The organism is Microbulbifer variabilis, assembly GCF_056232115.1.
On record NZ_CP174325.1, the window covers coordinates 3492173 to 3513167 of the forward strand.

A 20995-nucleotide genomic window follows, 5' to 3' on the forward strand; every position below is an offset into this window, starting at 1 on the left:
ATGGAATTGCAATCCATTGCTGGCGGCTTTGTCGCTGACCAGCTCGCATCGATTTCGCCTGTTCCTGCGACCTTTCAGAGCCTGCTGGAGCGGGCCTGCATTCGCTTATTTGATGCCTCGATGATTATTGAAGACCCGCTGACTGACTTGGCTCCGCTTAGGGAGCCCTCAGTAAAGCAGCCTTTAGAGCAGTTTGAGCAGACCTACGTAATCGATCAGATTATTGATAGGGTGCGGGATGAAGGGCTTTCGGGGCATTTCCATGAAATGATCGGGCTTTTTGGCTCCATTATGATGAGCCTGACTGCCACAGATGAGCAATTAGCGCAGGTGAACCATTGGGTAGAGGAGGGGATTTTTGGCCACTTCTTAATGACGGATCCCGGCGGGCCCAGCCTGCAAAGTTGGAAGACTGAGCTTAAGGATAGTGACGAGGGCTTGGTACTCAATGTTAATAAGATGCATGGTATTGAAGCCCAGAAACTTGGGTTTGCCATGGTTGTAGCGAAACAGGCTGCGCGTCCATTTCCAATCACGGTGATGTTGCCCCCTGATCTTTGTGCTGAATTAAAACAGCTACCTGTTGGAAAGCCTTTCCTGGATGGCAGGCTGCAGCTTGGTAATTGTCAAGGCAGTGTGCAAGTCTCTAAAGATATGTTACTCAGTAAGGGGGGGTTGGGTAGTGTTAACCGTTTCCTTACTTTGGTTCGTCCCCGTTTTGTAAAGTCCTTGATGCACTTTGTGCTGTGGTTAAAAGATCAGGGAGAGGTAGAGCTCTCAGTTACAGATCAGGGACATATTGAATACCTCATTTACCTGTGCAACGAGCAGACTTCGGCAACGATCTTTTCAATGCACAGTGTAAACAGGGTATTAGCGACAAAGTTTGCCAGTAATGAACTGCTTCTCGATATAGTGGCTTCTGGCAAGGTAAAAAATAAGGCTCGCCAGCGTGACTTGTTGGCATTTACCAAAATGGAAGGAAGCTCCTACCGCTGCTTTTTCGAGATCTATAGCAAGGCGAAAGGGCACCGGGTATGAGTTTGTATTTGAAGTCTGCCGCTTTCACTCCTATCGAAAGTATTACTTTTTCATCGAGCGGAAGTCTCCGTAGTGCTTTTGCTCACGTCAGTGAAATTCTCTTTGAGCAGAGTACTCGTGTACTTGAAGCAATTTCCCCGGTTATAAGGAAAGAGATCGGCCGCCACTTTCTTTGCTCAACAATGATCGAATTGCCCTTTACAACAGGCGCTATTGCGGAGAGTGATTTGAATGTTGTGGGAAAAGAGCAGCACGTCCCTGTGACCAGCTTTGTGAATACTTATGAATGCGCCTCGTGGGGCTATAGCCTTCGTTATTATTTAAAACAGAACCCTGATGCCCGTTATGTCATGGTCAGTATTCTGGATGCCAATGTACTGGACTTAAGTTTTTGGCAGAGTAATGAAAACTGGGGAAATAGCGGATTTGGTCTTTGTACTTTGCTGTTGGAAGTGGAATCATTTGAAAAACATGATATCACTGCAAGCTGTGCTGTTACCTATAATACAACCCCCGAGTTTGCAACGATTATCCGAAAAATGGCAGCTGGTAGGGACGACCTCACATTATCATTGCCATTCTTCCCAGAAAATATTCGTCAAATTTTTACCAAATTGCTCAATGGTTTCAAGCAACTGCCCGATTTACATGACAGGTGGGGTCACTGTTTTGGTAGTGATCCCTGGTTGAATATTATCTGTCACGGTGTCAATGGTGATTTTCATCAGCCAAAAAAAATACTGGCCTGTTCTATTGCATTAAATGGCTACTACTGTACGGCAGAGGTGTGTGTTGACCAGCAGAGCACCTTTTATCTGTCGGAGGCAGTATGAGTAAATTGATAGAAATTACTGCTACGCTGGTTCGTAATCCATACCCAGATCTACCTAAGCTCTGTGCAGCCAGGACTTTGCCTTTACATAGGGAAGAGGATTTTGAAGCGATATCTATTCTTCCGGTGAATAGTAACCCGATGATGCTGAACTTTGCCGAGCACTATCGTTTGATCGTCGAGTTGCTCGGTTGTATTAAGAGTTTTGAAGCCAGGATTGATACGTACCTGCTTAGGATACAAATGCCTGCAGGTGGGCGTATGCCTAAAGAGTTTCTCGATGAGAAGGTCTTGATGTTACAGGATGTACGCGCTGAAGAGGCATTCCTTCAACGTGAAGGAAAACCATATATTGCTATTGAAGACACACTCCCTCGGCATCCATTAGAGGCGGGGAATAATAAAATCCAAATTCGAATTGCCTGCGAGCAGGACCCTTCCGATTTACATTGGAATTTAGTGGAAGGTATTTCAACCAAATTAAAAGCCGTTGGATTTGATGCTGTAGAAATGACAGTCAAGGACAGGACCGCGTAGACATGTATATCAAAAGCCTGTGGTTGGACAATAAAGGGGAGACGGAGCAGCTAGTACAATCGCTGAATCAGTATCTGGATGGTTTTGCTGAACTTCCTGAGCTTATCTATATCGTATCTGCCGGGGAGGCGAATGTGCTGCTCGAGCAGCGCGTAATGCAGTTTATTACGGAGCTGGAAGAGTCCGCCCACAATATTCTTTTCGTAGGTAGTGCTTGTACCAGCTTTCATGCTGCGATCCTTAGTTATTCACGGCGAGCTGAAGCAGATGCGTTGATTATCAACCTGGAGGTGGGTAAGGAACGTCAGCAGGAATGCCTGGACTCCCTGGGCATAGGCGTGAAAGCAGGACAAGATGGCCTCAGTGTAATTACCGGTGTAGCAGTCACCTGGATTACCAGAAAATATCACGAGCAGAGCATCTGTCAGATTTCAAGTTGTGACATTTTATCGCAGTCCCCGTCATTGACTGGCGCACACGAGCTGGTAAAGAGTCTAAAGCGAATCATGTCCGTCAATTTCGATGATGCGAGTCAGGTAGTTTCCTTTGATATTGAATCCAAGTGGGCCAAAGGATTATTGAAAGGATTCTCTGGCGCAGAAAGGTCAACCTGGCTGCCAAGTATTGAAAAGGATGGCCTGCATTATTTGAGTATCAAACCGCTAGCTGAGATTAGAAAGTACTTTCTTGAGAAAAAACTTGAGAATCTTTGGCTGATAACACTCGGTGGTGGTGGTAGAGCAGGGTGTATAAAGGTAGTGAGTCCCGCAATCGACCGAGCTAGATTGCTTTCCAGATTGGTCCATACCGAGACGCTGTCTTTGGAGGATGCCTTTTCCGATTTTAGTACGGCGCAGCATATCGGAGACACGTTAGGGCAGGACTACCTTCCACATGTACGTGAAGCCTTGAGTTACCCCAAAAGAAAGTATCGGGGAAGGCACAATCAAATATTTCACTGGGTGCTAAATTCTGGCAGCTGGCGATCCCTTTTAGAGAATCAAGGAGCCAAACATGGGTAGAAATATCTACAAGGCTGATTTAAGGGAATTCAAATTCCTGATTGAAGACCAGTTTCACCAAGCCCGAACCCTGTTTGAGCACCCGCTATATAAAAATTGTACGCCAGAAATATTGGATGATATTTTGTTGCGTGGAAAGCAGTTTTCCTATCAAGTCTTAGGGCCAGGTTACCAGGAAGCTGATGAACAAAGTTGCCACCTTGTAGATGGCAAGGTTCAACTCCCCAGTGCCTTTCCTGAAATGTGGAAACGTTTCAAGGAGGAGTGGGGGAATATGGCTGCTGTGGATGGGGCACAGGATACCGGTCTGCCGCCTTTCGTTATGCAGATGCTCCTGGAAATGTTTATGGGCGCCAACCCCAGTTTTATGACATATGGAGGTTTCTGCCTGCCATCCGCCACTTTGGTAGAAAAGTACGGCAGTGATATCCAAAAGGCGCTCTTCAAGGACAAGCTGGCAACCTCCGAGTGGACTTCCTGTCTTTGCTTGACTGAACCTCAGGCTGGCAGTGACGTTTCCCTGGTGGAAACCAAAGCTACTCGCCAGGAAGATGGCACTTACTTACTAAGTGGTGAAAAATATCTGATCAGCGCCGGTATGCATGACCTGACAGGTAATACCATTTATTTTGTAATGGGCAGAGGAGAGAAAAGCGGATCAGGTACCTATGGGTTATCTTGCTTTATAGTGCCCAAATATTGGGTAGAAGAGGATGGCAGCCTGGGAGCTTTCAATCACGTGGAGTGTATATCCCTGGCTGATAAAATGGGTTTTAAAGGCTGCGCCAATACCCATCTGACTTTTGGCAAAAAAGGCCAATGTCGGGCTTATTTGTTGGGCGACAGAGAGAATGTCGGCCTACTACAGTTTCTCACCCTGATGAACCAGGCCAGGATAAGTACCGGTGTTTATGCACTGGGGATGGCTTCCTCTGCTTATTACAATGCGCTGGCCTATGCCAGTAAGCGTCTTCAAGGCAAGCGGTTCCATGAGAGTTTCAGCTCAACAGCCAGCCGTGTAAATATTGTTGAGCATGTGGATGTTCAGCGTATGTTGCTGGAGATGAAATCCAAGGTGGAAGGCTGTCGTGCGCTGATTGCCAAGTTGACCCTTTCGGAAAGTCTCCTGAAAACTTTTGCCGGTGATGCCGACAAAAAAGCGGAGATAGCCCACCATCAGGGTCTGGTAAATCTACTTACTCCAGTTGTTAAGGCCTATATCAGTGATCAGGCCTGGAGAATCTGCGAGCTGGCGATTCAAACCTGTGGTGGTCAGGGTTACTTGAAAGGTTTGGGTATTGAGCAGTATGCCCGAGATATCAAAGTGCTGGCGATCTGGGAGGGCACCAACTATATCCAGAGCCAGGACCTTATTCGAGACAAGCTCGGCCTGGGCAATTCCAGCAAGCTCTTTCAGGTATATAAGACTGAAATCGACGCATTTATTGGCAGGGCGGCAGACTTCCCACAATTCAAGGGGGAGTTTGATCATCTGAAGCAGTCCTTTGAACACTTGGAGGCAGCCCTGAAGGCTGTTCATGTCTGGGTCCGGACCAAAGAGATGTTTAAAATCCCAGCGTACAGTACACGTATCCTGCACATGATGGGGGATATTACCCTGGCCTGGTTATTACTCGAAGCCGCCTGTGCAGCCTCCAGCAAATTGAGTAAAGAAGATTCAGATAACGCTTTTTACGAGTCAAAGATACTTAGTGCCAAGTTCTTTATTCGCAATGAGTTGCCCAGAAGCAGGTTTACGCTGGAGGTAATTCAAGACCCTGACTCTTTCTGTGGGGTCGACTCGCCGATTTGGGCCTCACTGCTCAGTGATGTGGAGTAACTGTAATGAAAGCAGTCGAACAATTAGAAAAAGAATACGACGTTGTCATTATTGGTGGCGGTTGGGCCGGCTTGACCCTTGCGCGCCAGATAAGGCGAGGCAGTAGGGAAATCTCAATCCTTGTTGTAGAGGCCAGCGAGGAGTTTCGGGGGAAAGTTGGTGAAGCCACTGTCGAAATGACAGGCCACTATTTTATGAAGCAACTGGGGTTGGTGAACTACCTATACCGTAATCACTTACCTAAAAATGGTCTGCGTTTCTTTTATGACAAGCCTGATCACAGCTTGTCGCTCACAGAAATGAGTGAGCATGGGACTACCAGCATTCCACCGCATCCGGCCTTCCAACTGGATCGGGCCCGCTTGGAAGAAGATCTGGTGGAGATGAATCGCGCAGATGGTATTGAAGTTGTCATGGGGGTGAAGGCCAAGGCACTCAATATAGAACCAGCAGATAAACGACACTCTGTGCTGGTGTCTGCCGGGGATTACAGTTCGGAGATTTCTACACATTGGTTAGTGGACTGTAGTGGTCGAAACCGATTCACCAAAAAGCATAAAAAACTAACCCGGCAGGAAAATGTGCCTGAACACTTCTCTGCTTGGGGGCGTTTCAAGAATATCCAGGATATAGATTCCATGGGTGATGAGGCTTGGAGAAAACGGGCGTTTGGCCGTTTCCTCTCTACCAATCACTTTGCAGGGGATGGCTATTGGGTATGGTTTATCCCTTTGAGTGGTGGCTACACCAGTGTTGGTATCGTTGGAGAAAAGGCTAAATTTGAGAAACCACCTACTAAGCGCGATAGCTTCCTGAATTTCCTGGCGGAATATCGTGCGATTGCGGAGTTGTTGGAGGGTGCGGAGCTTGTGGATTTCGAGGCCTGGGGCCAGCTAGCTTATCGTGCGGACGAATTTATTTTTCCAGATCGTTGGGCAACTTCCGGCTTTGCTTCTATGTTCCTGGACCCGCTATTTAGTGGGGGGGGCGATATGATCGCCCTGTTCAATGATCATATTTCCAAATACATTCTTATGGATCTTTGTGAATCTGACAGAGATAAAGCTCAGGAAGTACTGGATCATCAGTTACCGGTTGCCAACCAAACAGTAAAAGAGTTTTACCAGGGACTTTATGCACATGTGGCTAATGTGTATCCGGTCATTGACTCCGCCGAACTGTGCTCGCCGCTACTGGCTTACAATACCGCGGCCTATTTCTTGGAAATAGCCTGGGATTATATGTCTGGAAATTACCTTGACCAGGAATACTGGCAACGCAAGAGCTACCTGCGTCGCGGCTATATGGCTCTTGAATTAATACTGCAAAAGCAGCTGATAGATACCGCTGAAGTACTGAAGTCCGAGGGGCGCTACTACCGCCGAAATGATGAGGGCTTTTTCGAATCTGGAGCCGATCATTATAAGTATTTTGTTTACTTGATGGGCACCAGTGGCAAAGATGGGTGGCGTATTGATTTAAGGGTCAAACTCTGGGTGGAGATGTTCCTTAAAGTAATCGAAGCCAGGTTGGATCTACCGATGCTTGCCAGTAGGATGGTTGTGCAGCAAAGTATTTTATTGCCGGACCTTTTGGAGAGGCCCAACCTGAATGTTGGGGACAAAGATTGGCTCCTGAATAAAATCTCAGACAAATTATCCGAAATGCTCTCCGAAGAAACCGAGTTCCCGGTTCAGGCTAAGATTAATGAAGATGCCTTTCACACTGATATGGTGAAAGTTGTGGACCCCTCATGTGATCTCACTGAAGTTGAGCTTGAAAAGCTTTCTAAGAAAGCCAAGGCACTCTGGGGGCAAACTCAGGAATATATAGCCATGCCGGGTATGGTGCCTGTATTTCTGGCATTTGCTCGTAGCCAGCCTGATAGCATTATGGATTCAGTAATAGACCAGAGGAAAATGCAGGGTATGGATCGAGAAGTCTCTGAAATTAATGTTGTGGAGGCGGTGTGATTCAGGAGTTTTTTAAGGCCAGGGATGGTAAGAGCCTGGCATTTCGCTGGTTACCAGCGGATGATACTGAGACTGCACTAATTTGTATGCACGGTAGTACTTTTAGTAGCCAGTGGTATCTGATGTTTGGACGTATGTTGCACAGGCAGGGGATGACCATTTGTCTACCCGACTGGCGTGGCCATGGCAAAAGTGAAGGCCGTCCAGGTGACCTGGACTATCCAGATCAATTACAAGACGATCTGCATGATTTAATTAATCACCTGAAACAGCGCGGAGTACGTCGTCTTATTTTGGGGGGGCACAGTGCAGGTTCTCTTGCGTGCTTAAGATACCTTGGGATATATGGTACCCGGGACATAGTGGGTTTCTTCGCTATTGCTCCGCCATTAACCCAGGCAGAGGAAACCAGGAAGTACGATATTGCTACTTCAGGCCTTGAGTACTTTATCCGTTACTTCCGCAAGAGAAGACATGCACGGCCGATGGCGGGACCTGAGCAACAAAATTTGCCTAAAATAAATCTGTGGAAGTATTGGCTGGCAATGCTCTTTCCTGTTTTCAGGCGGATGGCTGTGCTGAGCTTTCCTCCAGTGGGGTCGGATGCCGGTAACCAGGGTAGAGTTCTTGATTGTAGCTTTAATCTCCTGAGTGCTTATACAATCAAAAGATATACGGATCTGTTTGCCAGTCTGGATATTCCGTGCCACATCACAGTCGGTGAGCATGATGAGGTGGTCGACGCTCATATCCTGTATACAGTGATGAACTGGTATATATCTCCCCAGGTTGAGTCTTGTCTGACCGAGATTCCAAAAGCCACGCATATGTCAGCCATTTCGGCATCGGCCAAACCACTTTCCAGCTGGTTGGATAAGGTAGTTGAGCATCAGCTGGAGGCAAGCCTGTGAAGCAAATGGTTTACGATGTTCCGGGTGTGGAATCCGTAACTCTGGCAGTTGGAGCAGAGCTTTCCCTACTTAATTTATATCCTGCCAAATACAAAAAGTCAGAAGCTATTCCACTTGTAGATCATGACTCTGTGATTCAGCGAAGTGATCGCAATAGCTTTCATATTAAGCTTGGCAAATCATTCAGTTTGCCCCTTTATCACTTCCTCTTTAATGAACAGTTATATATAGGAAGATGTCTATCTTCTTTTATAGCGGTGGGTGCCGATAAAGTTGATCCTCATTATTTAATCGAACTGGAATACTTTGGTTTTCCGACAGAGCGAAAAAGCCTGCTGAAAAATGTCCATATGCTTTTTCCTGGCGATGAAGTGATGATTAATGCAGAAGAGCTTATTTGGCTGGATGAAACCTTGCCGGAGCAACCGGGTTTACATGCGACTTTGGTGAAACCTCAAGCAAAAGGGGATGTAGTTTACAACCTTCTACCCAAAGTGGCTGCGGACCTGTTTTCTCCTTTCGATCATGTATTTTTTGCCGAAATTTCACAGCAACTACAAGACAATGAAGATTCGGTTCTTGAAATATCCAAAGATAGTCTGCCGAAAAATTTTGGGCTTAATAAAGAAAGGGCTGATGTCTTTAATGGAGCCCACAAGTCCAACGTAGTTGAGGGGGTTGATCTACAAGAATACACCGATCAGATCAATGACTTAATCAAGTCAAGCTGGGAAGCTTCGGGAAGTAAAGAGTCCCTAGGTTGCTATCTGGCAGAGCAGTTTTACTATCCATTTATTCTGTTCCAGCTCAATACATTAGCTGCTGGAGCTGGTAAGGAAATCAGGGTTGTTGAATCAGCAAATCAGGAAAACAGTGTAGCGCCGGTATTTTCTTTGGACGATGCCCCAATAGTAAATGTCTATGAATCATTTCAAAGGGTGTTCTTTTACGGTAACCAGTGGCTTTCTCGCGTATGGTTTTTTATTCCACCCATGATTAGTGCCAAGATTATTAAACGGCAACAGAAATATTCCGGCGGTGAACAGCATATATGTATATATGCCCTTACTCTGGATTATTTGTTGCGATTCTATCCCTTAAAAGTTGGTAATGTTATTGGAGATTAGGTATGTCTACAGCAGTCGTAGAGAGCAAAGTACAGGAACTCTGTGAGCAGATAGCTCTTATGCTGAATGTTGATTCCGTCGATGCGGATACTCCCATCGCTGAGCTTGGTGTTGATTCACTCAATATTGTTGAAGTGATACTAATTTGTGAACAGCTTTATCCTGGAGTTATGAGTCCTGAAAATCTGGTGTTTGATGAACACACCACTCTTAAAGAAATGGATAACCAATTACTTGAGAATTCTGTCGAGATGTAAATCTCTTATAGGGGGGTAGCCCATGTTAAAGAAAGTGCTAACAATTCTAATAAGCAGCCTTTTTATCGGAAATATTGTTGCCTGGTTTTCAGGGGCAGCTCCCATAGATTTTAAAAAGGTCGCTTATAGCAAATCAGAAACTGAGCAGTTGCAGTTCCTTAAGGCGGAGCTTGAGCAGGATCAATCTGACACAGAGTTGATGCTGCAGCTTGGTCAACTGTACAGCTATCACAATGAAATAGATCGAGCAGATGAGTTATTGAGCCTTGCTTACCAGAAAGATCCTGACAATATGCTGGTCAAGGCTGCCTACTTCTCTAATGACGGAAAACTGGCCGGGGCTATGTTTGATCCCGTTATGGGGATCTACAAGCTCTATCGGCTGCGTAATGCGATGAGCCAAGTGGATGCGGCCGCAGTACAGGCGAACTCTGATTTTAATGTACGCTTGGTTCGTTTACTGACTTTCTCTTTTGTTGGTGAGATCAGCGGTCACTTTGATCGGGTCTTTGAAGATGAAGACTGGTTTAATGCGGTAATTGATGAAGACCCTGCGGCTTTACCTGCTGAGGTCAGGCAGCTGGTATATCTCGCTCTTGCCAATGCCTATTGGGTTAAGGGGCAGGAAGATAGTTCCGAGTTTAGTATAGCCTCTGACTATTTTCAGAAGGCAGAAAGTCTGGCTGACTGTCCCTCGACAATGCAGGATGCTTGCAAGCAATTAAGTCAAATGGTTGTAACCCTGGGCAAAGCCTAATGCTGGTTGAACTTAATAATGTATCTAAACGCTATGCGATGGGTGATGTTTGGGTGGATGCGCTCAAAGAAATCACTCTTTCCCTGGATAAAGGCGAATTTTTAGCTGTTAAAGGCCCGAGTGGCAGCGGAAAGAGCACCTTGCTGAATATTTTGTCTGCACTTGATCAGTGCGATTCCGGCACCGTTCAGGTAGGGGGGGTTAATGTCGGGGCGTTGGGCGAGCACAAGCGCTCGAGGTTCCGCAACCGGCATATTGGCATCGTGTTTCAGTCCTTTAACCTGATACCGGTACTGACCGCTTTGGAAAATGTGATGTATCCACTGACTCTCAGGGGGGTGAAAGATGCAAAGCCGCGGGCTTTACAGGCACTGAAAGATGTCGGTCTAGAAAAGCAGGTTAATCAGAGGCCTACACAACTGTCTGGTGGGCAGATGCAACGGGTAGCCATAGCCCGGGCGATTGTTACACGGCCCGATATTGTGCTGGCTGACGAGCCTACTGCAAATCTGGACTCAAAAACCTCTGAAAATATTATGGCGTTGATACAGAAACTGAATAAGGAGCAGGGTGTCACCTTCGTTATATCCACACACGATAATTATGTGACCAGCCTGGCTTCCAGAGTTATTACTATTCTGGATGGAAAATTAGTGGGAGATAGTCTTGCTGAAAATAGGCAGGCCAATAAATATTCAGAAACTGTTCTTGATGAATCGGGGGGAGAGGTATGAAGTTATTTACTCAGCAATATGCTCTGAGATTTTTTGTTATCTTTTTTATTTTAGCCAGCCATCTATCAAAAGTATGGGCTGAAGAATATATACCACCCACTGAGATTCCCGCTGAGAATAGTGAGCGGGCTTTACTGATAGCTGGATTAAATGAAAATTCCACCCCGGAACAAAAAAAAGTTGCCTACTTAGCCGAGCTGGCATTGCTCACTTCCTCGGCCGATACACAAGTGGCGCAAGTGGAATTGCTGGAAGAGAAGATCACTCAATTACTGAAGTCACAGGATAATGATTCAGAACTAAGTGCCGCCCTGGGTTCAGCGATCTCGTTTCGATCCAGTTTTTATACAGACCAGCTGGCAAAGCTTTCCTTATTCTCAAGAAGGGGAAATCGCATTATGGATAGAGCTGTTAAACAAGCCCCCTTTGACTTGGGTGCCCGGTTACAGCGCGGCATCAGCTGTGCAAATATGCCGGCGTTCCTTCGTCGAGCCCGCTATGCGGTTGAAGATCTAGAACTGGTTCAGCAACAAATAGGTGGGAAATATGGCGAAGAGTTCCAGGCATTTGTCGAGTTCTACCTGGCGCAGGCCTATAGTCGTAATAAGCAGGCAGAGGAGGCCCGAAGCCTTTGGACAAAGCTGGCGGGCTCTGAAACCAATTGGGCGCAAAAGTCTCGCCAGGCGCTGGAGAAGTTGTAACCATGACTCTGGGTTGGAAAGTAGCACTGTTAAATATCCTGAGAAATGGACGGCGTAGTCTGATTACTCTGGCAGCAGTTGTATTTGGTTGCACGAGCCTGATTATATTTGGTGGCTTTGTGCAGTCTATGTACGATGGTATGCGTGAGAGTATGATTCGTTCGCAGTTAGGTCATATCCAGGTTTATGCAGAGGGGTTCGATCAGTATGGTAAGGCTGAACCAGAGAAATACCTTATCTCCTCTGCTGACTTAGTAGAGATTAGCGATGTAATTGAAGAGCAAATCCAGGCTTTGGTGGTGGCTCCACGACTAAATTTTAATGGGCTTCTCAGTGATGGAAAACAGTCTATAGCCATAACGGGGGTTGGTATCGATGCGGAGAAAGAAGTTCTCCTTTCCTCCGCTATTCATATTGTTGCAGGAGAGGACCTGTTTCCTGAAGATGCGGCTGCTGCGCACCTTGGAGAGGGGCTGTTTAATTCACTGGATGCTGAAATAGGGGACTATTTGACCTTGTTGGCTAGCACCCAGGATGGGGCGATCAATGCGGTGGATATCCAAATTGCTGGAGTGATTAGCACTGGTGTAAAAGAGCTGGATGATCGTCTACTTCGCGTCAATTTACCTCTTGCCCAGGAGTTGCTTTATACCTCAGATGTAACCAGGCTGGTTGTCCTTTTGGACGATACCAAAATGACCGACAAAGTCGTTGGTGATTTGCAAAGGATATTTCAACAGCAGGGTCTAAAACTGGAAATAAAGAGTTGGTGGGATCTGGCTGGTTATTATCACCAGGTCGTCGGGCTATTCAATGGTGTCTTTGGTTTTATTACAGTTATTGTATTGGTAATTGTGGCTTTAAGTATCTCCAACACCATGCTGATGGCAGTGATGGAGCGCACTCGCGAGATTGGTACTATTCGAGCCATGGGGGGAACCCCCACCCAAGTGGTCGGGTTAATTCTTCTGGAATCCGTATTCCTGGGTATTATCGGTAGTCTTTTAGGTCTACTTGTAGGCGTTCTGGCTGCTAAAGGCATCACCTATGCGGAGTGGATGATGCCGCGCCCACCGGGTAGTACCCAAGATTACCCTATCCGGGTATTTGTAGTTTCTGAAATTTTAATCAAAACCTTTATCTTGGGATTTTTCATCTCTTTGGTTTCCAGTATTTATCCTGCCGTGAAAGCATCCAGAATACCTGTAGTGAATGCTCTGAGGTTTACCTGATGTTAATGCGAGCTATCCAGTGACGTGAGGCTTAGAAAGAGTATTGTGATGGAAAAATATCGCTTTGGTTTTTGGATTGTGTTTTTGCTTGCTTTCAGTCTATCGTCAAAAGCTGAAGTGACGGCGGAATACCTGGTAAATCGACTGGATGAGGTCAGGGGCTATAGGGATCAAGGATTTGTATTCGATATCACTAATATCAGCTACAAAAAAGATAAAGAGCCCCGAACAAATACGCTCAGTGTTAAAGTCTTCAATGACAAATCCCTGATTCGTTTCGAGTCACCCGCCCGAGAACGGGGCCGGGCAATGTTGAAAGAAGACTCCAATATGTGGCTCTATATTCCGGGGACCCGCCGTATTATCCGAATAGCGCCATCGCAGCGTTTAATTGGGGAGACCAGTAATGGAGATGTAGTGGGCACTAACTTCTCCAGGGACTACAGTGCAAAAATTGTTGGTGAGGAATCAGTCGAAGCGCAGGAGTATTGGTTGTTGGAGTTAACTTCGATTGCTTCCGGCGTAGCATATACCAAAGTAAAGGTATGGATGGCAAAAGCCGACGGCCATCAACCGTTAAAAAGTGAGTTTTATTCCCGCTCCGACCGCCTCTTGAAAACAGCATTTTACAAAGAGTATAAAAAGTACTCTGGCGAATTGAAAGTACACAAGATTTTGTTAGTTGATGCACTGATGCAGGATAACTATACCTGGATGAAGTTTGATAATTACCAGCTTGAAGCGCTAGATCCGGCTATTTTTCAAAAGGCTTCTCTGGGTAGGCTGAATTAAAAGAAGTAAAGATCATGGCAAATCCTAGCTTGGTCCGGCAAAAGCTGGCTATTTTTTTGTGTATTGCTTCACTACCTCCCTTAGTCATTGCACAGGAGTATGAAGATCCGTTTTCAACCGAATCTTCCGAAGCCAATCTGGCGGGTGAGCTCGGTAGTGATATGTTGGAAAATTCTGCTTCATGGAACTTTGATGTCTCTGCTATTGCCTACCACCAGCAAAATAGCGTTAGGGACAATCAATACTTTAATCCTGGAGGGTTGGTTTTTCGTGAAAGGGAGTCTCAACTGGCATTGGATTTAAGTGGCCAGTTTTCTACCGGTTCTTATTTTTCCGCTTATACACGTTTAGCTCTCGTAGGGGACTATCGAGTAGATGAATCAGGAGGTGCTTCTGATGAGTTCAGCCACTACTTATTAGAAGGCTATTTATCCTCCTATTCCTCTAGTCGACGATTTGGAGTGAATGTTGGGCGCATGAAGCCACAGTGGAGCAATGGCTATAACTGGTCACCCGCAAATTTACTCAAGCCCGTTTATGATCGCCCAAACCTGGATACCGATGACCTGACCCAACAACAAGGGTGGGATATGGTTCATCTGGATTTTCGCTACGGGGATTGGAATACGGGTTTCTACTTTGCTGAAGTGGAAGATACCTTGGACCGAAATCTGGACCTTCCATTTGGCGATAGTGATTATCAGTATGCGTTGGTTTTCAACCGTGAGGGGGACCTGGATACTCGTCTGGTATTACACCAGCTAGAAGGTGGGGATATTAATGTTGCCCTTGGTTTAAGTGCACTAGCTGACGATAATATCACTCTAAGGTTTGAGGGCGCCTGGGAGCACCAGCGGGAGCTAGCACTGGCAGGTGATATGCAATACGCCGACCTGCAGGATCGCGGTTACTTGAAAGCAGTTCTCGGCACCCAAGTAAGTTTAAATGATGGTTGGGATATTACGGCAGAATATCTGTATAACGAACATGGTTATACAGCGGAAGATTGGGATCAGGTAATTGAGCAAATAGATGTAGCTAAGCTGAATCTCACTCAGCCAGGCTTTTCCCTGACAAGCCTACAAACAACAGAGGCGCACACAGCTTTTAATTTCCTGATTGATAGCTTCGGCTTGTTATCTGTGGGGCAGCTACGACGGGAATATCTGTTTTTTATGTGGGGCAATACGCGTGTAGAGCGTAAATTCCAATATCGTCAAAGTATCCAATACAATATTGACGATCAGAGTCAATACCACAATCTGGAATTTATCCAGAATTGGACAGAACATTTCAGTACAAGGCTTCAGGCTCAAGTATTTTCCGGCTGTGATAACTGTGAATTTGGCCTGATTCCCAGTGAGCATCTACTGCGATTGAGTTTCTATTACGATTTCTAGTTTTTTTATACTAGAGGATGTATAACTGGAATAGCAAAGTGTTCTCTGATACTTATATAGAATTAACAGGTCTATTTAACCCAAAGTATTTAATAGTTTCCAGTAAGTAGTACTTCATATTTTTTTGCTTTTTCGAGATTGCCAGATTCACGATGAATAGAGATTATTGCCTGCAATATATCTGGTGAGGATGGGAACTGATCCAATCCTTTTTCAAGTACTGAAAGTGCCTGCAATGGTTCTTTGGCCGAGTGTAAGGCAATAGCATATACGTAGATATAGCGACTATTGGTTTCCTGGGCTTCTGCAGCTTGTTGCAAAAAGTAAATTGCCTCTGAGTGGCGGCTCTGCCGTATCAAAGATAGCCCCAAGGAGTGCTGAACTGCCGCTTTGCTTTCGGCTCGATTCAGGCCTTGCCGCAGTAGTTTCTCAGCCTCCTCCTCACGCTCCTCAACTCGATACAGGTCCGCCAGATTCACGTAGGCAGGGACATAATAGGGGGCACTCTTAATTGCTCGCCGAAAAAAAACTTCTGCCTGGCTGGAATTACCTCTCTGTCTGTGTAGTTCGCCCAGATTGACCAGGGATTCCGGGCGATCACTATTAAATAACTCTGAGGCGGTGTACTCCTTAAGTGCTGTGTAAAACTGCTTCTGAACGGGGCCTGGGTAATTATTTAGGGGCAATGATCCCAGTGCATTGGCGGCTAGCGAGCGTGTTATGCGTTCACGCTCAAAGAGAAGGGGAATGCCCAGTGCCGGGCGAAATTGTGCTGGTACTCTATCCAGTGATTGGGCTAGAGCCAAACTGAGAAGCGGTTCGTTACCTTGCGCTATTGCCTGTAATAGCTGGGCGGAATGACGTGTGAAATACTGGGGGAGTAGGGTTACTGCGGTCGCCCTCGCAATTGCTGGCTGTGTGGAATCTGTAATTAGCTGGCTTAGTTTTTTCTCTCCATCGATTGCTTGGAAAAATCCTGCGTGAAGCGCTTCGCCGTAATGAGACTTGTCGGGGGCGCCGAACTTTCTGCGCAGTACATCAGTTGCCCATTGGTTGGTTTGTTCCTGGTGGCAGCTGAGGCAGGCATTGGGTGTGTTTAACTTATCAGAAAGGTCTGGCCTTGGGATTCGAAAACTATGATCCCGACGGCTATCTACCTGCATATAGTTTTTTGATGGCATATGACAATTGACGCATCTTGCACCGGAGCTATTAACAGGGTGAAGGTGGTGATCGACTTGCGCAAATTTTTCCGGGAGGTGGCACTGGGAACAGACACCATCGCTACTACTGCGCAGCTGTAAGCTATGTGGTTCATGGCAATTGCTACAGGTAACTCCTGCTGCATACATTTTACTCTGCAGGAATGAACCGTAAACATAGACTTCCTCGTTAATTTGACCATCTATATGATAGAGCGGCGGTAGCAGCAGGGCGGGATTATAGTGATCCAGAAATTGGCTGCCAGCTTTTGCGCCGGGAAAGAAAGTAGTGCGCCTGGAGTGACACTGGGCACAGGTTTGTAGCTCTTGATTTTTTTTGGATACCTTATTTTTGGCAATGCCACTTTCATGGTCCATTTCCCAATTGGTCGCCCTGACCGAATGCAGTTCAACAGGAAATCCAAAATTTTTGATCTTTAACTGCTTGTTCTCAGCCCACTCTAGATGTTTGGATGCTGACCCGTGGCAGGACTCACAAGCAACATTGATTTCGGACCAGCTGGTTTTAAAGCTATCGGTATTTAGGTCGTAATTTTTTTGTAGTTTTGTGGAGTGGCAGTCCGCACACATAAAATTCCAATTTTGATTGATGCCGCTCCAGTGTAGGGAGTGCTTATGTGAGATCTTCTCATCTGGATATAGGTGGAACCATCGCTGCCCCCCCTCTGCCTTGGACCGACTATCCCAGGCGATACTGAGTGCCTGAAGGCGTCCGCCGGGAGACTGAATCAAGTATTGTTGCAGTGGTACTGCGCCAAATGTATAGGCAATAGGAAAATCTTTTAGCTCGCCGTTGGCCCCATCAGTATTGACGTAATAGTCCCCTTTCTTTTTATAGAAGGTGGAAGTAATACCCTCATAGGTAAAAGTTGACTGATTAAAATCGCCGAGGATACTCCCTTCATTCGCTTCCTGCATTGCAAAAGCATGGTGGGAACTTTGCCAGGCGCTGGTCTCTTCCTTATGGCAGTGAGCGCAAAATTTAGACCCTACATAAGTCGTTTCTTTATGCGCAGCTTGATCTATCTGCTGATTATGAGTTGTGGAGGTATCGAGGTTTTTAACCTTATCTACTTTGGACATACTGCGATCATTCGGCCCACAAGCAATCAGAGCTTGAAGACTCAAGAGCACGACAAGTCGGGAAATACCGCTGACTATATTTATCATAATTCTTGCGTAGTCCTGAATAACCCAGTTCGGCTCTGGGATTGCTAAAGCAAGATTAGTTCATTCGCCGCCAAAGAGTAACGTTTAACCATTAGGGTGGTTTGTGGGTATGGTCAGGATTCAAGCGTATCTGTTTGCATATGGCTTACTCGTGTCAGCATATGCCTGCTTTGCTAACGAACGTGGTAGTGCGCCACTTCCTTCATGGAATAGTACTGCTGCAAAGTCCGCTATCGTAACATTCATCGATAAGGTCACTCAGGAAGGTAGCGCAGATTTCATCCCTCCTGAACAACGTATAGCCGTATTTGATAACGATGGAACCTTATGGGCAGAAAAGCCAGCCTACTTTCAGCTGCTCTTTGCTATGGATGAAGTAAAGCGGTTGGCACCGGAACACCCTGAATGGAAGTCGGAGCAGCCTTTTGCGGCGATTCTCAACGATGACATGATCACCTTGTTGGCACAGGGAAGAACCGGTTTGGAGAAAATGATCGGTGCGACTCATGCCGATATGACCAGAGAAGAATTTAATAAAGTTGTTGCTTCCTGGCTTAATACAGCCAGAAATCCGCTCACAGGAAAGCACTACATTGCTATGTATTACCAGCCAATGCGAGAGCTATTAAATTTCCTGCGCTCGAAAGGATTTAAAACTTATATAGTTTCTGGAGGTGGCGCAGATTTTATCCGTGTGTTTTCTGAACAGCTATACGGTATTCCTCCAGAGCAGGTTGTTGGTAGCCGACTGAAAGCCCGCTATGAGGATGGTGATGGCAAGCCGCGTGTTATCACTACTGATGATGTCGAATTTGTGAATGATAAAGAAGGCAAACCTATCGGTATTAGCCAGATGATTGGCCGCCGTCCGATTTTTGCCGCTGGAAACTCCGATGGGGACCTGCAGATGTTGGAGTGGGTAACATCAGGCCCTGGGCCGCGTTTTGGGATGTTGATTCATCATACCGATGCAAAAAGGGAGTGGGCTTATGATCGCAATTCCAGGGTGGGACGCTTGGATAAAGCGCTAAAAGCTGCGAAACCCAATGGCTGGACGGTTGTAGATATGGCCAAGGACTGGAAGGTGATATTTCCCGTCGTACAAACCGCCGAAAAAGAGGACAGAAACGGTGAAAAAGTACATGCGCCAAATTAATCAAATCTTTCGCCAGGGAAGCATATCGAGCAGTGTTGGTATAGCAGGCACCAATGGGTAAAGACTTGTCTAATCTTGCTGTATTACCCCTCAAAGAAAGTGCAAGATTTGAACTCTGGCACCAATAACAGGGGTCATATTCTGGATATCAGGCAAGGTACTTTTGTTTTGATATGAGCCCGCAAAGCGAGTGATGAGGTCCGTCATGTATTCACTTTTCCTGCTGTCGCGACGAGTAGCAGTGGCTATTGGTTTACTTTGCTGTCTTCAGTGGCAAGTTAATGCTCAGCCTCAGCCTCAGCCTCAGCCTCAGCCTCAGCCTCAGCCCCAACTCGGAGAACAAGAGCAACTTGAAAAACAACCGGAGAGCCCTGCTCAAGCTCAGTCCCAGCAAGGTAAACCCCAACCTCAAATGCCAGAAAAACCAAATATCCTGGTGATCTGGGGAGATGATATCGGTATCTGGAATATCAGCTTTAACAGTCGCGGCATGATGGGGTACGCGACCCCAAATATCGATCGGTTGGCAGTTGAAGGGTTGTCATTTACCGATTACTACGGCCAGCAATCTTGTACTGCTGGGCGTGCAGCTTTCCTGGCAGGCAACGTTCCGGTGCGAACTGGAATGACCAAAGTAGGACTCCCGGGAGCCAAAGAGGGATGGCAAAAGAGTGATGTGACAATCGCTACGGTGATGAAAAGCCTTGGATATGTTACAGGGCAGTTTGGCAAGAATCACCAAGGTGACCTGGATGAGCACCTGCCGACTAATCACGGCTTTGACGAATTTTTTGGAAATCTCTATCACCTCAATGCGGAGGAAGAGCCGGAAAATCGTGACTATCCCAAAGATCCAGAGTTCCGCAAAAAGTTTGGTCCTCGTGGAGTCATAAAGTCCTTCGCTGGGGGCACTATAGAAGATACCGGCCCACTGACCAAGAAACGGATGGAAACCATTGATGATGAGACTCTTGCTGCGGCCATAGACTTTATCGAGCGTGCTCACCAGGACGGAAAGCCATTCTTTGTGTGGTGGAATGCCACCCGAATGCACTTTCGCACTCATGTACGGGAGGAGCATACAAATCTGGCGGGCCCGAACAGTAATGAATATATGGACGCTATGGTGGAGCACGATATCCTGGTAGGGAAGTTACTCAGCCTGCTGGATCGCCTGCAAATTGCCGATAATACCATCGTGTTCTATTCAACCGATAACGGTCCTCATTTCAATACATGGCCTGATGCAGCGACTACCCCCTTCCGCAGTGAAAAGAACTCAAACTGGGAGGGGGCCTATCGGGTCCCTGCCTTTGTACGCTGGCCGGGTAAATTCCCGGCAGGAACCACATTAACCGGTATTGTTTCACATGAAGACTGGTTGCCTACTCTGGCTGCTGCAGGTGGAAATCCCAATATTAAAGAGCAATTAAAGTCAGGGGTGGAGCTGGAAGGTCGGCAATATCGAAACTATGTCGATGGTTACAATATGATGGATTACTTCACCGGCAAGGCAAAGCTATCACCTCGCAAGGAATTTATCTATGTGAACGACGATGGACAGATAGTAGCCATGCGTTATGAACCCTGGAAGGCCATTTTCCTGGAAAACCGCGGAAAGGGTTTTGAAGTCTGGCGTGAACCTTTTACGGAATTGCGGGTTCCTCTTCTATTTAACCTGCGTCAGGACCCTTTCGAAAAAGCGCAGCATAACTCCAATACCTATAACGATTGGTTTATTGACAGAGCTTTTGTGCTGGTGCCGATGCAGCAGCTCGCTGCCAAATTCTTACAAACGATGAAGGAGTACCCTCCCAGTCAAGTACCGGGGTCTTTTAACCTGGATAAAGTACAAAAGCAACTCGAAGCAGGTGCTGCAGGAAGTAACTGACTTTTCTGAAAACACTCTGGCTAAAGAGCAAAGTATGAAAAAACTACATATAGCACTGTCCACTGATAGAATTGAGGAAACAGTACAAGATTATAGTACTCGCCTAAACTGCGCCCCGTGCTCTTATGTTGCCGGTGAATATGCTTTATGGCGCACCGACTCACTGAACCTATCTGTCCGCAAAGACCCAAAGTGCAGATCTGGGACTCTTAGGCACTTGGGATGGGAAGATCCGGCTGCAACCGCTTTTACCCAAGAAAAGGATGTTAATGGTATCACTTGGGAGCACTTTAATGCTCAACAGCAGGCGGATGAAATTAATAATGCCTGGAGTAGTGCTAATTATCATCCAAACAAGTAATTAATTCACGAATTTGATTAGTATTTAAATTATATTAA

Annotated in this window: 19 protein-coding genes; 18 read left to right on the forward strand and 1 reads right to left on the reverse strand. The window is 46.3% G+C overall.

Annotation, left to right across the window (positions count from 1 at the left end):
• The 15 genes from ACJJI7_RS15590 to ACJJI7_RS15660 are packed head-to-tail and all read left to right on the forward strand — an operon-like array spanning position 1 to position 15156.
• Complete coding sequence (locus ACJJI7_RS15590) at positions 1–1041, forward strand: hypothetical protein (RefSeq protein WP_020415015.1); 1041 nt, start codon at positions 1–3, stop codon at positions 1039–1041.
• The gene (locus ACJJI7_RS15595; protein ID WP_444901781.1) at positions 1038–1874 is read left to right on the forward strand and encodes a hypothetical protein; all 837 of its coding nucleotides are present in this window, start codon (positions 1038–1040) and stop codon (positions 1872–1874) included. Before ACJJI7_RS15590 ends, ACJJI7_RS15595 begins: the two co-directional genes overlap by 4 nt.
• The gene (locus ACJJI7_RS15600) at positions 1871–2410 is read left to right on the forward strand and encodes a hypothetical protein (RefSeq protein WP_282950918.1); all 540 of its coding nucleotides are present in this window, start codon (positions 1871–1873) and stop codon (positions 2408–2410) included. Before ACJJI7_RS15595 ends, ACJJI7_RS15600 begins: the two co-directional genes overlap by 4 nt.
• A gap of 2 nt (positions 2411–2412) precedes the next feature.
• A complete protein-coding gene (locus ACJJI7_RS15605) occupies positions 2413–3432 on the forward strand; it encodes a hypothetical protein (RefSeq protein WP_020415018.1) in 1020 nt (339 codons plus the stop codon).
• On the forward strand, positions 3425–5272 hold the full coding sequence (locus ACJJI7_RS15610; protein ID WP_444901780.1) for an acyl-CoA dehydrogenase family protein: 1848 nt from the start codon (positions 3425–3427) through the stop codon (positions 5270–5272). The genes ACJJI7_RS15605 and ACJJI7_RS15610 overlap by 8 nt, the downstream gene beginning before the upstream one ends.
• 5 nt (positions 5273–5277) lie before the next feature.
• Positions 5278–7245, forward strand: a complete 1968-nt coding sequence (locus ACJJI7_RS15615) for an NAD(P)/FAD-dependent oxidoreductase (protein ID WP_444901779.1) — start codon at positions 5278–5280, stop codon at positions 7243–7245.
• On the forward strand, positions 7242–8156 hold the full coding sequence (locus tag ACJJI7_RS15620) for an alpha/beta fold hydrolase (protein ID WP_444901778.1): 915 nt from the start codon (positions 7242–7244) through the stop codon (positions 8154–8156). The genes ACJJI7_RS15615 and ACJJI7_RS15620 overlap by 4 nt, the downstream gene beginning before the upstream one ends.
• Complete coding sequence (locus ACJJI7_RS15625) at positions 8153–9283, forward strand: hypothetical protein (RefSeq protein ID WP_353375183.1); 1131 nt, start codon at positions 8153–8155, stop codon at positions 9281–9283. The genes ACJJI7_RS15620 and ACJJI7_RS15625 overlap by 4 nt, the downstream gene beginning before the upstream one ends.
• A gap of 2 nt (positions 9284–9285) precedes the next feature.
• The gene (locus ACJJI7_RS15630; protein ID WP_020415023.1) at positions 9286–9540 is read left to right on the forward strand and encodes an acyl carrier protein; all 255 of its coding nucleotides are present in this window, start codon (positions 9286–9288) and stop codon (positions 9538–9540) included.
• A gap of 22 nt (positions 9541–9562) precedes the next feature.
• Entirely contained in the window at positions 9563–10297 is a 735-nt protein-coding gene (locus tag ACJJI7_RS15635) for a tetratricopeptide repeat protein (RefSeq protein ID WP_282950912.1), read from the forward strand.
• Positions 10297–11031 (forward strand): ABC transporter ATP-binding protein, encoded by a 735-nt coding sequence (locus ACJJI7_RS15640; RefSeq protein ID WP_444901777.1) that lies wholly within the window; start codon positions 10297–10299, stop codon positions 11029–11031. The genes ACJJI7_RS15635 and ACJJI7_RS15640 overlap by 1 nt, the downstream gene beginning before the upstream one ends.
• The gene (locus tag ACJJI7_RS15645; RefSeq protein ID WP_444901776.1) at positions 11028–11732 is read left to right on the forward strand and encodes a hypothetical protein; all 705 of its coding nucleotides are present in this window, start codon (positions 11028–11030) and stop codon (positions 11730–11732) included. The genes ACJJI7_RS15640 and ACJJI7_RS15645 overlap by 4 nt, the downstream gene beginning before the upstream one ends.
• A gap of 2 nt (positions 11733–11734) precedes the next feature.
• Positions 11735–12964, forward strand: a complete 1230-nt coding sequence (locus tag ACJJI7_RS15650; protein WP_444901775.1) for an ABC transporter permease — start codon at positions 11735–11737, stop codon at positions 12962–12964.
• 48 nt (positions 12965–13012) lie between these two features.
• Positions 13013–13756 (forward strand): outer membrane lipoprotein-sorting protein, encoded by a 744-nt coding sequence (locus tag ACJJI7_RS15655; protein WP_282950907.1) that lies wholly within the window; start codon positions 13013–13015, stop codon positions 13754–13756.
• Positions 13757–13770: 14 nt separating this feature from the next.
• On the forward strand, positions 13771–15156 hold the full coding sequence (locus tag ACJJI7_RS15660; RefSeq protein WP_282950906.1) for a hypothetical protein: 1386 nt from the start codon (positions 13771–13773) through the stop codon (positions 15154–15156).
• Between the two features lie 89 nt (positions 15157–15245).
• Here ACJJI7_RS15660 and ACJJI7_RS15665 read toward each other — a convergent pair whose 3' ends face one another.
• Positions 15246–17549, reverse strand: coding sequence for a tetratricopeptide repeat protein (locus tag ACJJI7_RS15665; RefSeq protein ID WP_444901774.1), 2304 nt, complete (start codon positions 17547–17549; stop codon positions 15246–15248).
• 109 nt (positions 17550–17658) lie between these two features.
• Here ACJJI7_RS15665 and ACJJI7_RS15670 point away from each other — a divergent pair, with 109 nt between their 5' ends.
• The 3 genes from ACJJI7_RS15670 to ACJJI7_RS15680 all read left to right on the forward strand — a co-directional run bounded on the left by ACJJI7_RS15670 (position 17659) and on the right by ACJJI7_RS15680 (position 20957).
• Entirely contained in the window at positions 17659–18705 is a 1047-nt protein-coding gene (locus ACJJI7_RS15670; protein WP_444901773.1) for an HAD family hydrolase, read from the forward strand.
• Positions 18706–19117: 412 nt separating this feature from the next.
• Positions 19118–20596 (forward strand): arylsulfatase, encoded by a 1479-nt coding sequence (locus ACJJI7_RS15675; protein ID WP_444902643.1) that lies wholly within the window; start codon positions 19118–19120, stop codon positions 20594–20596.
• Between the two features lie 34 nt (positions 20597–20630).
• The gene (locus ACJJI7_RS15680) at positions 20631–20957 is read left to right on the forward strand and encodes a hypothetical protein (RefSeq protein ID WP_282950900.1); all 327 of its coding nucleotides are present in this window, start codon (positions 20631–20633) and stop codon (positions 20955–20957) included.
• Positions 20958–20995 lie beyond the last annotated feature (38 nt).

Coding starts and splice junctions, on each gene's coding strand:
- ACJJI7_RS15590 (WP_020415015.1), top strand. CDS start 1: ATGGAATTGCAATCCATTGCTGGCGGCTTTGTCGCTGACCAGCTCGCA.
- ACJJI7_RS15595 (WP_444901781.1), top strand. CDS start 1,038: ATGAGTTTGTATTTGAAGTCTGCCGCTTTCACTCCTATCGAAAGTATT.
- ACJJI7_RS15600 (WP_282950918.1), top strand. CDS start 1,871: ATGAGTAAATTGATAGAAATTACTGCTACGCTGGTTCGTAATCCATAC.
- ACJJI7_RS15605 (WP_020415018.1), top strand. CDS start 2,413: ATGTATATCAAAAGCCTGTGGTTGGACAATAAAGGGGAGACGGAGCAG.
- ACJJI7_RS15610 (WP_444901780.1), top strand. CDS start 3,425: ATGGGTAGAAATATCTACAAGGCTGATTTAAGGGAATTCAAATTCCTG.
- ACJJI7_RS15615 (WP_444901779.1), top strand. CDS start 5,278: ATGAAAGCAGTCGAACAATTAGAAAAAGAATACGACGTTGTCATTATT.
- ACJJI7_RS15630 (WP_020415023.1), top strand. CDS start 9,286: ATGTCTACAGCAGTCGTAGAGAGCAAAGTACAGGAACTCTGTGAGCAG.
- ACJJI7_RS15635 (WP_282950912.1), top strand. CDS start 9,563: ATGTTAAAGAAAGTGCTAACAATTCTAATAAGCAGCCTTTTTATCGGA.
- ACJJI7_RS15640 (WP_444901777.1), top strand. CDS start 10,297: ATGCTGGTTGAACTTAATAATGTATCTAAACGCTATGCGATGGGTGAT.
- ACJJI7_RS15645 (WP_444901776.1), top strand. CDS start 11,028: ATGAAGTTATTTACTCAGCAATATGCTCTGAGATTTTTTGTTATCTTT.
- ACJJI7_RS15650 (WP_444901775.1), top strand. CDS start 11,735: ATGACTCTGGGTTGGAAAGTAGCACTGTTAAATATCCTGAGAAATGGA.
- ACJJI7_RS15655 (WP_282950907.1), top strand. CDS start 13,013: ATGGAAAAATATCGCTTTGGTTTTTGGATTGTGTTTTTGCTTGCTTTC.
- ACJJI7_RS15660 (WP_282950906.1), top strand. CDS start 13,771: ATGGCAAATCCTAGCTTGGTCCGGCAAAAGCTGGCTATTTTTTTGTGT.
- ACJJI7_RS15665 (WP_444901774.1), bottom strand. CDS start 17,549: ATGATAAATATAGTCAGCGGTATTTCCCGACTTGTCGTGCTCTTGAGT.
- ACJJI7_RS15670 (WP_444901773.1), top strand. CDS start 17,659: ATGGTCAGGATTCAAGCGTATCTGTTTGCATATGGCTTACTCGTGTCA.
- ACJJI7_RS15675 (WP_444902643.1), top strand. CDS start 19,118: ATGCCAGAAAAACCAAATATCCTGGTGATCTGGGGAGATGATATCGGT.
- ACJJI7_RS15680 (WP_282950900.1), top strand. CDS start 20,631: ATGAAAAAACTACATATAGCACTGTCCACTGATAGAATTGAGGAAACA.